The sequence below is a fragment of the Nostoc sp. ChiQUE02 genome (assembly GCF_034531305.2).
Classification (GTDB): domain Bacteria; phylum Cyanobacteriota; class Cyanobacteriia; order Cyanobacteriales; family Nostocaceae; genus Nostoc.
Map to the genome: position 1 here is coordinate 265804 of NZ_JAVRBN020000003.1, position 13857 is coordinate 279660.

Annotated in this window: 10 protein-coding genes; 5 read left to right on the top strand and 5 right to left on the bottom strand. The window is 42.8% G+C overall.

What is annotated here, in order from left to right; genetic code table 11:
* Positions 1–14 precede the first annotated feature (14 nt).
* Positions 15–1274, bottom strand: coding sequence for a DUF4912 domain-containing protein (locus RM347_RS04765; RefSeq protein WP_322721549.1), 1260 nt, complete (start codon positions 1272–1274; stop codon positions 15–17).
* A 534-nt stretch (positions 1275–1808) separates the two neighbouring features.
* Between RM347_RS04765 and RM347_RS04770 the strand changes: the two genes are divergently transcribed.
* The 4 genes from RM347_RS04770 to RM347_RS04785 all read left to right on the top strand — a co-directional run bounded on the left by RM347_RS04770 (position 1809) and on the right by RM347_RS04785 (position 8483).
* Positions 1809–5138: a PAS domain-containing protein gene (locus RM347_RS04770; protein WP_322721550.1), complete on the top strand. Its 3330-nt coding sequence runs from the start codon at positions 1809–1811 to the stop codon at positions 5136–5138.
* Positions 5139–5615: 477 nt separating this feature from the next.
* Entirely contained in the window at positions 5616–6080 is a 465-nt protein-coding gene (locus RM347_RS04775) for a response regulator (RefSeq protein WP_416211939.1), read from the top strand.
* Positions 6046–7935, top strand: coding sequence for a hybrid sensor histidine kinase/response regulator (locus RM347_RS04780; RefSeq protein WP_322721552.1), 1890 nt, complete (start codon positions 6046–6048; stop codon positions 7933–7935). Before RM347_RS04775 ends, RM347_RS04780 begins: the two co-directional genes overlap by 35 nt.
* 164 nt (positions 7936–8099) lie before the next feature.
* Positions 8100–8483: a nuclear transport factor 2 family protein gene (locus RM347_RS04785; RefSeq protein ID WP_322721553.1), complete on the top strand. Its 384-nt coding sequence runs from the start codon at positions 8100–8102 to the stop codon at positions 8481–8483.
* A 131-nt stretch (positions 8484–8614) separates the two neighbouring features.
* On the opposite strand, the gene pyrR is transcribed toward RM347_RS04785, so the two are convergent.
* The 3 genes from pyrR to RM347_RS04800 all read right to left on the bottom strand — a co-directional run bounded on the left by pyrR (position 8615) and on the right by RM347_RS04800 (position 10775).
* Positions 8615–9157, bottom strand: a complete 543-nt coding sequence (pyrR, locus tag RM347_RS04790; protein WP_322721603.1) for a bifunctional pyr operon transcriptional regulator/uracil phosphoribosyltransferase PyrR — start codon at positions 9155–9157, stop codon at positions 8615–8617.
* A 162-nt stretch (positions 9158–9319) separates the two neighbouring features.
* Positions 9320–10291 (bottom strand): adenosylcobinamide-phosphate synthase CbiB, encoded by a 972-nt coding sequence (gene cbiB / locus RM347_RS04795; RefSeq protein ID WP_322721554.1) that lies wholly within the window; start codon positions 10289–10291, stop codon positions 9320–9322.
* Positions 10292–10334: 43 nt separating this feature from the next.
* Positions 10335–10775, bottom strand: a complete 441-nt coding sequence (locus RM347_RS04800; protein WP_196513467.1) for an Rrf2 family transcriptional regulator — start codon at positions 10773–10775, stop codon at positions 10335–10337.
* Positions 10776–11150: 375 nt separating this feature from the next.
* Here RM347_RS04800 and RM347_RS04805 point away from each other — a divergent pair, with 375 nt between their 5' ends.
* Positions 11151–11564: an AbrB family transcriptional regulator gene (locus RM347_RS04805; protein WP_104909531.1), complete on the top strand. Its 414-nt coding sequence runs from the start codon at positions 11151–11153 to the stop codon at positions 11562–11564.
* A 76-nt stretch (positions 11565–11640) separates the two neighbouring features.
* Here RM347_RS04805 and RM347_RS04810 read toward each other — a convergent pair whose 3' ends face one another.
* The gene (locus RM347_RS04810) at positions 11641–13545 is read right to left on the bottom strand and encodes a chloride channel protein (protein WP_322721555.1); all 1905 of its coding nucleotides are present in this window, start codon (positions 13543–13545) and stop codon (positions 11641–11643) included.
* Between the last annotated feature and the right edge of the window lie 312 nt (positions 13546–13857).

The window sequence follows — 13857 nt, forward strand, 5'->3', positions numbered from 1 at the left end:
CTCAGAACCAAAACTTAAGAGAACCATTCTAAAACAGCTTCTTCTTTGGTGTTAGTATTTCGGGATGGTGTCTCACGATTAAATTTCATTTGAATTGACCTGGTTTGCTCACCATCAGCAGCTACAGCCAAAATTGGATAGTCAATTAAACCATCCTGGAAGGACATCTGGAAGCGGAATGTCCCATCTGGATTTAGCTTAATTGGACGGCCACCAATGGTGACGGTAGCATCGGGTTCGGTTGCACCGTAGACTATCAATTCAGCATCGGCAATTAACCAGAACTGGCGTGGACGCACTGGTACGGCGGAAGCCGAGAAGCCAACACCTGACATTCCGACACCGGAAGCGGTTAAGCCAGACACGGTAGGAACCGCCCACATACCCACACCAGATGGGAAAATGTAGGAGCTAATAGCTTGTTCAGGACGCGCTGAACCTGGTACTTGGTGCTGGGAGCCGAAGATAGAACCAGCAACCCGTAGTGCTTCGGCAGATTCTGCTAAACCAAATATTTGGTCGTAGATGGGGTTGCCATTGACATTCACAGCATTACCATTGGCGGTAGCTGCAACCTTCTTGGCAGGGGGAACGAGTTCGTACTGAGTCTTGCCACGCAAATCTTCTTCAAAGTTGACAGTGATGAAGACATCTTCTATCCAGTCAGAAGGATAGACGGGAGGAATGTGTACCCTAGTAGAACGAGCTAGTACTAACCAGCGACCATCAGCAGCACGATAGCCGATATCGATCACATAATCGCGATCGCTAACTGGAACTGGTAGATACCATTCTCTAGCTAGTTCATCAGCAGGATATTCTTGAATGCTGTGGGGACTTTGGTATTCGATATCGATGTCGGTGACATCATAAATCCGTAGCGCCAGTTGTTGTCCCCCTTGCCGACGCAGTTCCTCTTTGTGTTCATTGGGAACATCCCAGTAAGTGTAAGCCCACTGAGGATCGCGTGGTAAGAGTACAATCCGGCTATCACCATAGCCAGAGGGCAAATCTGCGAGTCCTTCATCAACATCAGCTAGAGATCCACCAGTACGATCTTCCTGACCCAATTCAAACTTTGCAGCTTCCACGGTTTCCTGTGCCTCCAATGAACGAGATGGACTGAGTAAAGTTTTGCTACGCTGGACTTCTTGTATTGATGCCAGCAGTTGTGATTTACGCATTCGGCTATAGCGAGAGATGCTATATTCGCTAGCAACTTTGCGTAGTTGGCGTAAGGTCATCTCCTCTAGTGGTGGGCGTTCTTTTGCCATTAATTTGGCCTCCAGTAGTTTAAGCGGTAAATGATTTCCCCTGGTTAAAGAATGCTATGTAAAATGTCATCCACTCCAGATGAATTTCTTATTCCTGACTCCTGGTTTTGCCCAGTTTTTAAGTTTTTTAGTCTGTTTTTAAATTGGGGTTACTTCCTGTCAATTCCTGGTTATGCCAAAATTAGCATTTCTTTGGGATCGGAGGAGTTCTATTTGTTAAGTCAATATTAACCACTAAGCATATCTAGGGATCAAGGGGTAAGAAGTAGGTTTTTTGCCTGTTTCACGAATTTATCAGCCCTTCTGGGATCTAATTGTCATGGTTTCATAACATTTTTAGCTAGTTACATGTTGACCAATGACAATAATGTCAATTTTTCATGACATTGCGTTGTAGGTTAGTCAAAAACCGTAATCCACTCAAAGGGAATGGAATGGGGCATTGGGGGCTGGAGGGTTAAAATAATTAGGAAAATGACGAGTGCCGAGTTAAAAGCACTGAGTTTGACCAAATCGCTCCAAGCATAGACTCAAATGAATAACCTGATTCTGGTTGTAGACGACGACGATTTCATGCGAATGCATCTAGGTGAGCTATTGATAGAAGCAGGGTATCAAGTGGTAGAAGCAAGTAACGGTTTAGAGGCGATCGCTACCTATACTCGCCTCCACCCAGATATAGTACTGTTGGATGTCATGATGCCAGTGATGGATGGGTTTTGTTGCTGCGCTCAACTGCAAGCACTCCCCAATGGCAAAGACACACCAGTGTTAATGATTACTGCTTTTTCCGATCAGGCAACCGTAGAGAAAGCTTTTGCTGTGGGTGCAACTGATTTTATTACCAAGCCGATTCAATGGCCCATATTACGTCTAAGATTGCGCCGTCTGTTGGAAGCTCATCGGGCTGTGCAGGAATTACGACACCAAACTGCACAGGCACAATTGCGGGAAGCACAACTCAGGCTGGCATTTGATGCTGCTCGTATGGGCATCTGGAACTGGGATATCCTGACAAACAAAATTAGTTGGTCAGATAATCTGGAAGCACTTTTTGGCTTAGAGAAAGGGACTTTCAACTACACCTATGAAGCTTTCATTAGCTGCATTCATCCCCATGATCGCGATTTTGTCAGGCGATCGCATCAGCAAGCTATTCAGGATCGAGTCAAATATGACATCGAATTTCGAGTTGTTTTACCTGATGGGAGAATTCGTTTTTTAGCAAACAAAGGAGTTGTCTTTCAGGATGAGTCTGGGATAGCTGTGCAAATGTCTGGAGTATGTATGGACATCACCAAGCGCAAGCAAGCGGAGGAAGCGCTAGAAGTTCATGCTAACCAGCAAGCGATGGTGGCAGAACTAAGTCAAATGGCCCTAGCTAGTACAGACTTGACTACACTCATGAACTCATGTGTGACAATTGTCGCCCAATGTCTCAAAGTTCAGTCTTGCAAAATTTTAGAACTACTGCCAGACGATCATAGATTGCTGTTACGCGCCGGAGTAGGTTGGCAACCTGGACTTGTAGGAAAGGCGACTGTTAGCGCGGGGATAAATTCTCAAGCTGGCTACACCCTACTTTCCAAGGAACCAGTGATTGTTGATGACCTCCGTGCCGAAACACGATTTAATGGGCCACCATTGCTACACGAGCATCAAGTGGTGAGCGGTATTAGCGTGGTGATTCATGGCAAAGAGCGTCCTTTTGGTGTCTTCGGGGCACACACAACCAAACACCATACCTTTACCAAAGATGACATTTCTTTTCTCCAAGCTGTTGCCAACGTTCTCGCTACAGCCATTGAGCGCCAACGGGTGGAAGACGCACTCAAAGAAAGTGAAGAACGTTGCCAGTTAGCTGTGCAGGGCAATAATGATGGCATTTGGGACTGGAACGTTATAAATAATCAAGTATTTTTCTCAACTCGCTGGAAGGAAATGCTTGGTTATGAAGAACATGAGATTGCCAATCATTTAGACGAATGGGCAACACGAGTCCATCCAGATGATATTGAATTTGTGAGACAAGCGATCGCCGATCACTTTGCTAAGATTACCCCGTTTTTTATCAGCGAACATCGAGTCCGGTGTCAGGATGACACCTACAAATGGGTTTTGGATCGCGGTCAGGCAGTATGGGATGAAGATGGCAATGTAGTCCGGATGACAAGTTGCTATACAGACATCACTGAACGCAAACAGGCAGAAGAACAATTGCGTCAGAGCGAAGAACGTTTCCAAATAGTTTCCCGTGCTAGCAATGATCTTTTATGGGACTGGGATTTGCTGACTGATGAGGTGTGGTGGAATCAAGCTTTACAAACACTCTTTGGTTACTCGATAGAAGAAATAACATTCAATGCTAATTGGTGGTATGAACACATACATCCAGACGACAGGCAGAGAATCGCCTTGGAAACGATGAGACTTATAGATAGCGGTAGAAAACTATGGTTAAATGAATACCGCTTTCGTCGCAGCAATGGTTCTTATGCCTACGTTTTTGATCGCGGTTATGTGATTCATGACAAGACAGGCAAGCCAGTACGGATGATAGGTGCGATGATGGATATTAGCGAACGGCAAGCCGCGCAGGCAGAATTAAAACGCCAAAATATGCGATCAAAACTGTTTGCTAATATCACCCAGAAAATTCGCCAGTCTTTACAAATCGATAATATTCTTCAAACTAGCGTCACAGAGGTGCAAAAGCTACTGCTTGCGGACCGTGTTTTGATCTTGCGCCTACAGCCAGACGATTCTTTTATGGCGGTTCAAGAAGCAGTAGTTCCTGGTTTACCTGTTGTGCTGGGACAGCGGATTATCGACCCTTGCTTTCGCGACGATTACATCGAGAAGTACCGCCAAGGGCGAATTAGTTCCATTAATGATATCAAAGAAGCTAACATCCAACCTTGCCACGTCGAAATGCTGCAACGATTCGCCGTCAAAGCCAACCTTGTAGTCCCGATTTTCCTCAAAAATCAACTGTGGGGGCTGTTAATGGCCCATCAGTGCGCCCATCCCCGCCAGTGGATTCCCTGGGAAATTGAACTTTTAAAACAGCTGGCAGATCAAATAGGCATTGCCTCAGCTCAGAGCCTGATTTTAGAACAAGAAACTCGGCAACGGCAAGAACTCGCCCGTTCCAATGAAGAATTGCAACAATTTGCATTTGTTGCCTCCCACGATTTGCAAGAGCCACTGCGTAAGATTAAAACCTTTGGCGATCGGCTCAAAAGCATTTGTGGCGACACGTTGACTGAACAGGGACGTGACTACCTAGAACGGATGCAGAATGCGGCCAACAGAATGCAGACATTGATTGAAGATTTATTGACACTTTCACGAGTTACTACCAGGGCGCAACCTTTTGTATCAGTAAATCTGGCAAAGATTGCCCAAGAGGTATTGTCTGATTTAGAAGTGCATATCCAGCAAACTGGCGCAAGTGTAGAAATAGCAGAGTTACCCACCATTAAAGCTGATCCTCTACAGATGCGCCAATTGTTCCAAAACCTGATCGGTAACGCCCTCAAATTCCACCGCCCACAGACACCACCTGCAATCAAAATCTATAGTACTATTTTAAACAATCAAGCAGATAACGTATCTGCTAATTCTGAACTTTGTCAAATCATCGTAGAAGATAATGGGATTGGTTTTGAAGAAAAATATCTTGAACGAATTTTCAATGTTTTTCAACGTTTGCATAGTAGCATTGAATACGAAGGCACTGGCATAGGTTTAGCTATCTGCCGGAAAATTATCGAACATCATCATGGAAATATCACAGCCCAAAGCAAACCTGGGCAAGGAGCAAAATTTATAATCACATTGTCAATTAATTCCCATTCTTGATTTTTCTTCCTGGAGAGGGATTAATTCTAGGCCTCAAAATTAGCTTAATTATACAATTGCACCCTGTAGTTTGTAGTACGGATGTATTGTACAAATAACCAGAATGTTAATTCTTAATAAGATTTGATTATTTCAGGTTATTGGCGACTACCACAGCAATTTTCATTAGATATCGCTTAGTTGTAGCCAACAAATAAAACTTTCATATCCTAAACAAATAAATTAAGTATGTGGGCGTTAAAAAAACTATATTAAGAAAATTAAATCGCTTAAAAGCCTATATTTAAAGCGTTTCTGGTGCTTTAGAGAAGTTTACGTAGTTCGGTTTAATTGTGCCTACTTGCTTACATATTTAATGATTTTTGTCAATGTTAGAGTTGCCATCTGTGCCAAGTTAATAACTTGATTCATAATAATAAACCAATGCAAAGGAGACGATGCATAGTGAAGAGTCGAGAAATAAACCTCACAATCTTAATGGCTGATGATGATGAAGACGACGGCATCTTGGTTCGTGAGGCTTTGGCACAAAGTCAATTGCCAATTGAACTATATATCGTAAGTAATGGTGAAGAGTTGATGGATTATCTGTACCACCGTGGTCGATATGCCAACAACAGTAATTCACCGCATCCGGATTTGATTTTATTAGATTTGAATATGCCTCGAAAAAACGGTCTTGAGGCGCTCAAAGAGATAAAAACTGACCCACAACTGCGGCGAATTCCAGTTGTAGTACTGTCAACATCACGAAGAGAAGAAGATATATATAATACTTACAATTTGGGTGCGAACTCCTTCATTATTAAGCCAGTGAGTTTTGCCTCATTAGTTGAGGTCATTAAGACTCTAGTCAAATACTGGTTCGAAATTGTGAAACTGCCACTAGAAGCAGTGGGAGACAAACATGGACAACAGCCCTATCAAAGTTCTGTTCATTGATGATGACGAAGACGACTATATTTTGACTCGTTATTGGTTCAGTGAATTTCAGGTAGCAAACTGTAAGTTGGAATGGGTTAACAATTATGAAGCCGCAAGGAAGGCGATCGCTCGCCACCAACATGACATTTATCTTGTAGACTACCGTTTGGGACCCCACAATGGACTGGAACTTTTGCGCGAAGCAATTGCCAACGGCTGTTGTTCTCCAATAATATTGCTGACTGGTCAGGGCGACTGGGAAATAGATATCGAAGCGATGAAAGCCGGAGCCGCAGATTATCTTGAAAAAAGCCAGTTGACAGCACCTTTGTTAGAGCGTTCTATCCGCTATGCCATTGAGCGCAAACAAACAGAACAGAAAATCCGCGAACAAGCCGCTTTACTAGATGTTGCCACCGATGCAATTTTTGTATGTGATTTAGACGATAAAATTTTATTTTGGAACAAAGCTGCTGAGAGCCTGTACGGTTGGAAAAAAGAACAAGCTATTAATAAGAAGACACGAGTTCTCTGGCATGAAAAACATGTGTCTCAAGTTCAAGAAGCACTCAGTATTCTGATGAACAATGGCTCTTGGGAGGGCGAGTTACAGCAAAAAACAAAATCGGGTAAAGAAATTATTGTTGAAAGCCGTTGGACACTAGTGTATGAATTCGGCAATAAAGCACAATCTATTCTCATTGTTAACACTGACATCACACAAAAAAAACAACTCGAAGCACAATTTCTCCGCGCCCAACGATTGGAAAGTATTGGTACTTTAGCGAGTGGTATCGCCCACGACTTGAATAATGTTCTTTCCCCTATTCTGATGACAGCCCAACTGTTAGAGGGACAAGTTCATGATGAGCGTTCTCGGCGGCTACTGCCAATATTAATCACAAACGCCAAACGTGGGGCAAATTTAGTTAAGCAAGTATTATCTTTTACTCGCGGGCTAGAAGGCGATCGCACAATATTGCAATTAAAGCATTTATTAATTGAAATTCAACAAATTATAAAAGAAACTTTTCCCAAATCCATAGAACTTTCCACTCAAATTCCGCAAAATCTTTGGACTGTATCTGGTGATGCTACCCAACTGCACCAAGTACTGATGAATCTGTGTGTCAATGCTCGTGATGCTATGCCAAATGGTGGAATTTTGAAAATATCGGCGGAAAATCTCTTAATTGATCAAAATTACGCCAAGATGCATATTGATGCTAAAGTTGGCCACCATATTGTTATTACTGTTAGTGATGGGGGAATTGGTATTCAAACAGAAATATTAGATCGGATATTTGAGCCATTTTTTACTACTAAAGAACTCGGTAAAGGTACTGGTCTTGGTCTTTCTACAGTACTTGGCATTATTAAAAGCCACGGTGGTTTTATTGACGTAGTAAGCGTTCAGGGAAAAGGCAGCCAATTTAAGGTATATTTGCCAGCACAAGATGCGAGAGAAACTATAGAAGAACAAGAACAGGGATTACTTTCAGGACAAGGAGAATTAATTTTAGTCGTAGATGACGAAGCTGACATTAGAGATGTGACAAAAACATCTCTAGAAAGCTATAACTACAAAGCAATCACAGCGAGTGATGGCATTGAAGCAATAGCCTTATATGCAGAACATCAAAATGAAATATCTCTTGTATTGACTGATATGCTTATGCCGTCTATGGATGGAATAACTACTATCCGTACCCTGCGAAAAATTAACCCAAATGTCAAAATTATTGCTGTCAGTGGACTGAGTTCGGCTGATAAAGTTAATATAGCTTATGATATGGGTATCAAAGCCTTTTTATCCAAGCCTTATACAGCTAGCCAATTATTGCAAACTATTAGCACAGTCAAGAAGAGTTAGAGGTTGGGCATTGGGAATTGGGAATTGGGAATTGGGCATTAGGAATTACTAATTTATTTGTTAAACTTGAGACTTATAATTTAGTAACTCATAACTCTTAACTCTTGTACAGACGCGATTAATCGCGTCTCTCCTAACTCTTACTCCTAACTATTTAATTCCCCATGACGAAGGATGAAGTCTTAGCGGCTAATGCAGCTTTTTATCGAGCTTTTGAAAGGAAAGATATTGAGACAATGAGTGCAGTATGGTCACAAGGAACTGGTAGTTTTTGTATTCATCCTGGAAGTAATATACTGCGAGGTTGGAAGGAGATTCGCACCTCTTGGGAGCAGATATTTAAAAATACAGCTTATATCGAAATCAATACAGATATAATTGCTACAGACATAACTGATAATATTGCTTATGTTGTGTTGAGAGAAAATGTGTTCCAAGTAGTAAATGGGAGAAGACTTGAAGCACAATCAACAGCTACAAATGTATTTCAGTTTCTTGGTGGTAAGTGGTATTTAGTTCATCATCACGGCAGTCCAATTTTGCGGTGAGGGAATGAGAAAGTGGGGGGCAGGGGAGCAGGGGAGGCAGGGGAAGAAAACTAATGACTAATACAACTCTTGGAGAGGCTGCGCCAACGACTACGCGGTTCCTGAGCGTAGTCGAAGGGCAGTACAAGTGACTAATGACTAATCAACTCCACTGCATCTCGTCCATCACAATTTTGTAAGTAAACTTTGACAACTTCTTCTTTAGCAGTAGGCAACTGCTTCCCAATAAAATCTGGGTGAATTGGTAATTCCCGATGGCCTCTATCTACTAATACAGCTAAACGAATCACCTCTGGTCTACCGTAGTCGTTGACTGCGTTCAAAGCCGCGCGAATCGTCCGTCCTTTGAAAATCACATCATCCACCAGTACAACCGTTTTCCCGGTAAGATCAAAAGGAATTTCGCTTTTGGTTGGAGTCCGCAATCCAATTTTGTCGAGGTCATCTCGATAAAATGTAATGTCCAAAGCACCGACTGACACGGCTACACCTTCCAGCGTCTCAATTTGACGCGCCAACAATTCGGCTAATAACGCACCCCTGGTATAAATACCAAGAAGCACCAGTTGAGACAAATCACGCGTCCTTTCCACAATTTGAGAGGCAAGGCGAGTCAAGGTACGACGGATTTCTTCGGATGAGAGAATTTCAACTACTTTGGCAGACATAGCTATAGACTGATACCCCTAAAGGATTAGGGACTGGGGACTGGGGACTGGGGAAGAAGCAAGGGAGCAAGGAGCAAGGGAGAAGAGTTTTCCCCTCTGCCCCCCGCACCCGCCCCGATGCCTCTTTTCAATGCCCAATACCCAATGCCTTATTCCCTATATTTATCATTACCTATTTGGGAGTATTAAGAATATAGCGATCGCTATCGCTAACCATAGCAAAAAACAATATCGAGTTAGCTGCAAAGCATTCTGAATAGAAGTTGCACTAATGGGATAAATAGCATCTCCTAGCAGTGGTTTGTACTTAGCTACCCCGCGATACCAATTTGTACCCCCCATCTGCACGTCCAAAAAAGCAGCATAGGCGCACTCACTCCAGCCAGAATTGGGACTAGGATCGTTAATTGCATCCCGACGGCAAATTCGCCAAACATGCATCGGTTTACCCGATAACAGCGCCAGAGTCACGACTGTTAATCGACAAGGTAGCCAAGTCAAACAATCTTCCAACCGTGCACAAAACCATCCAAAATAAGTATAGGGTGCTTCTCGGTAACCCACCATTGAATCAAGGGTACTGCTGGCTTTATATGCTAAAGCCAAGGGAGTTGGCCCCACAATTGGCACAAAGACACCAACAATTGCATAAAAAAGCGGAGCCATCACCCCATCAGTGGCATTTTCTGCAACTGTTTCTAAAACGGCTCGCGAAATTTCTGCTTGTGAGAGGTTTTGTGTGTCTCGACCAACGTAATTACTTAAAATCTTCCGAGCCTTCTCCAAATCTCCTGCTGTTAAAGGTTGTAAAACAGCCACCGCTGCGGCTCGCAAACTTCTGCCAGCAAAACAACTAGCCAAAAGAATGCTATCTATTAAAATTCCCAACAACGGATGAACCCATCTGGCACTTTGAATAATCAAAAAGCCAACAAGACCGCTACCAATTATTAGAATAATCCCTAGTACAATTCCAGCTAGGCGTTGTGTTAGAGAATTGTGACACAATTGCAGAGAAAATTTGGTCAGGCGAGAAATTACCCATCCCATAACTTGCACTGGATGAGGCCAATCCCAAGGATCGCCAATTAAGTAATCTAAAAATGCAGCAATTATTAAGATATAGATGTTATTAGTCATAAGTTATGAGTCAAAGGTCAATATTTAGACTATTGACTCTTGACTAAACCACAAAACTAGCTTCTTCTCCAAGGGAAGCTTGCCAGCTACGAGCATCGTAATAAAGGTCTGCCAAAGTAATACTGTACAAAGCTTCTTTAAGCTTTTGGTTGAGTCTCTGCCAGAGGCTAAATGTTACCCAATCTTCAGCTTGTGCAGGTGCTGGAGTGTGATGGGGTAAATGGCTAGTCTCGCCAACTGCTTCTAAAATTTGTCCTATAGATATTTGTGCAGGCTCTCTTGCCAATTGGTATCCGCCAATGCTACCACGAATTGATTTCACTAAAGACGCACGACGCATTTCTATTAGTAGTTTTTCAAGGTAAGGAGCTGGGATATCTTGGCGTTTGGCGATCGCTCTCACAGATACAGGGCCATATTTTGGCTGTAAACTCAAATCTAGCAACGCCTTCACACTATAGTGTCCTCTGGTAGTTAGTTTCATTTTGGCAAGCTTTGTTATTTGTCCTTAGTCATTTGTAAATAATCAATGACTAAGGATCAGTTTTGCTTATCATTCTGTGACTCAGTTATCATCCTCAGCAACTAGACAACCTTTTGAGCGTTAGTTTAGAAAACTTAAACAAATATAGTCTAGCAGTAATTCACAAACTATATATATATAGTTATCAGCATTGCCAGCATTCTCTAAAATAGATTGTTTTGGCAATATTGGTAATGGCATAACAATTGTGCCTATGAGTGTAATATACTTGGCTAGGTTGAGATAAAAACTAAAGGATTATGTTCCTATTAGCTCAACCTCAGCTAAAATAAAATCGATTCAAACACTTCAAACATTCATTTTCGACCTAAGTTGATGCCTAAACAGAAAAAAATTGAACCCCTACTCGGTGAAGAACTGCTCAAAAAAGTCAAAGAGCTTGAGAACGAGAGCAAGGAAGACAAAGCCAAAAAGTGCGGCTACTATACCGTTACCAAAAATGGTATAGAGCGCGTGAATATGATGAAGTTCTTAAATGCCCTAATTGATGCCGAAGGCATTCAGTTGGACAGTACACCCAGTGCTAATGGGCGGGGTGGACGTAGTGCTAGCTATAGAATTAGTGTGCAATCGAATGGTAACTTACTTATAGGTTCAGCTTATACAAAACAGATGAATCTGAAACCAGGAGATGAGTTTCTGATCACTTTAGGTAAAAAGCACATTCGCCTGAGACAAGTAGATCCAGAAGATCGGGAAGATGATGAAGCCATAGAAGCCACAGCTTAATAAATGGTCATTAGTCAATTGGCTTTTGTCCTTTGTGAAAACTAATGACTAATGACCAATGACCAATGACCAATGACTAATGACTAATGACTATATCTGTGGTAGGTAAGACTGGTAAATAGTGGCGAAGTGCCTTGCGCGTAACTGCTAAATTGCAGGTTAATGCAATCTGCTCTTTTTCTAGTAGTCCCAAAATGCGATCGGGTTTGTCTCGTGCTACCACTGGTAATTGATGCAAACCTCGAAGACTCATTCGGTCTAAAGCTTCAGATAATAGTTCATCCTGCCATGCATAGAGGATTTCAGTAGTACAAATGTCTATGAGAGTTTGACTAGATAAATTATCTGGAATTTCAGTTAGCGAATTTGGGTAACTTTGCCAAAGAGCAAGGGCACGATTAATATCTTCCAGAGAAAGTATACCAACTAATTGCTCTGCTTCATCAATTACTAAAGCACTGCGGACGCGATCGCGGGTCATTTCCACAGCTGCATCTAATACCCCAAGCGTTGCAAGTAGCTTTTTGGGACAGGGGTACATAGCATCTTCTACCAAAATTTGCTGCACAATTTCCGCTTGTTCATCTTTCAATTCCGAAAGACCAATTTGTTGTAGGTTAGAGTTAGAGTTAAAAGTTGGTTTAATCCTTTCCACTAGCCAAACACTCAAACCCACAGCTGCCATCAATGGTAAAACAATGCGATAGTCGCGGGTTAATTCAAACAGCATTAAAATAGCCGTTAACGGCGCTCTGACACTAGCAGCTAGTACTGCTGCCATTCCTACCATTGCATAAGCTGGGGGAGCCGCCATCTGATCGCAAATTGTCGGGAATGCTACAGCCAAAATTTTCGCATAAGCTGATCCAAAAGAAGCACCTAAAAACATTGCTGGTGCAAACAAACCGCCGATGAAACCACTACCTGCACTAATTGCAGTCATCAGTAGCTTCACCACCAACAGCACCACCAACAGGTAGAGTGGAAACTCCACATCCTGAAGCATGGCTTCTACGGTTTCATAACCGACGCCCAGAATTTGCGGGAAGTGCAAAGCAACTGCACCAATCATCACACCGCCAATAATTGGATGAATTGGCTGAGGAATTCGTTCCAAAAAGGCAAAACCTGCAACCTTCCCAGCAAAGCAGGCTTTTGCTAGACGAATAGATTGAGTATAAGCCAGAGAAACTAGGCTGGCCCCTAAACCCAAACCAAGATAAAGGGGTAATTCCAAAGGACTGCGGACTTGGTAAGCAGGTAAATCAAAAGCAGGTTGTGCCCCTAAACCAATTTGAGCAATTAATGCTGCTACCACCGCCGCTAGCAGCACCACACTCACAGCAGAAGTAGCGAAAGATGTTGCTCCCATCACCACCTCTAGGGCAAAAAATACTCCGGCGATGGGAGCATTAAATCCCGCAGCAAGTCCAGCCGCTGCGCCAGCACCCAACAGCAAACGTTGTCGTTCTTGAGATACATTAAGGATCACAGACAACAACATCCCAAAATTTGCGCCAATTTCTACACTCGGCCCCTCTGGTCCCAAAGAAGCACCGCTCCCCAAAGAAACAGATGCAGCCAGCATCTTTGTAACTGGTCGTAGTTGTCGCCTAATCTCTTTTCCCTGAGAGGCGGCGATGAGAGATGAAAGTCCAGGGCCAAAATCTTGAGTGCGCCAGCGCATCAAGCCAACGATTAATCCCCCAAGGGTGGGAACGCAGGCTAAAGTCCAAGCACCCCAGATACCGATTTGACCCATTAAATTTTCCAGCATCAGCTGGTGAATCAGCTGGATTAAATAGTGAAAGGTGACTACACCCATACCCGTACCACCGCCAATGAGCATGGCTAAAAACAGGACAACGGTTTCTGGGGATGGTTGGAAACGATTAATTAGGTGAGCTAAACGAGCGGAAGGTGTAGGAAAGGCAGGTTGTTCCGTTACCTTCCTCAGTTGAGTGGGAGGCAAGAGAGTCATTGAGAGGCGGGGTAAATGTAAGAAAAAATTTAAATTTTTATCTGTTACTTATCATTGTGAGCCATTATTTAGCAACCAGACAAGTAGACTTTATTTGCTTGATTTACAAAGCTTTAGCAAAAAATGTCATTGTGCAAAATTTTTGTGGGGAGAATGGTTAAATGGGAGACAATTATTATTTAGGGGTCAAGGATACCTACGGTGGGCTACGCCTACGCTAGTGGAGTGCGAGTAAGCGCCAATGCTATTCTTTGTAGAGACAACACAGTTTTTGTAGGCTGGGTGGACGCACCCACAAACATTAACTAGGAG

Coding starts and splice junctions, on each gene's coding strand:
- RM347_RS04785 (WP_322721553.1), top strand. CDS start 8,100: ATGACGAAGGATGAAGTCTTAGCGGCTAATGCAGCTTTTTATCGAGCT.
- RM347_RS04810 (WP_322721555.1), bottom strand. CDS start 13,545: ATGACTCTCTTGCCTCCCACTCAACTGAGGAAGGTAACGGAACAACCT.
- RM347_RS04805 (WP_104909531.1), top strand. CDS start 11,151: ATGCCTAAACAGAAAAAAATTGAACCCCTACTCGGTGAAGAACTGCTC.
- RM347_RS04765 (WP_322721549.1), bottom strand. CDS start 1,274: ATGGCAAAAGAACGCCCACCACTAGAGGAGATGACCTTACGCCAACTA.
- cbiB (WP_322721554.1), bottom strand. CDS start 10,291: ATGACTAATAACATCTATATCTTAATAATTGCTGCATTTTTAGATTAC.
- RM347_RS04800 (WP_196513467.1), bottom strand. CDS start 10,775: ATGAAACTAACTACCAGAGGACACTATAGTGTGAAGGCGTTGCTAGAT.
- RM347_RS04775 (WP_416211939.1), top strand. CDS start 5,616: ATGGCTGATGATGATGAAGACGACGGCATCTTGGTTCGTGAGGCTTTG.
- RM347_RS04780 (WP_322721552.1), top strand. CDS start 6,046: ATGGACAACAGCCCTATCAAAGTTCTGTTCATTGATGATGACGAAGAC.
- RM347_RS04770 (WP_322721550.1), top strand. CDS start 1,809: ATGAATAACCTGATTCTGGTTGTAGACGACGACGATTTCATGCGAATG.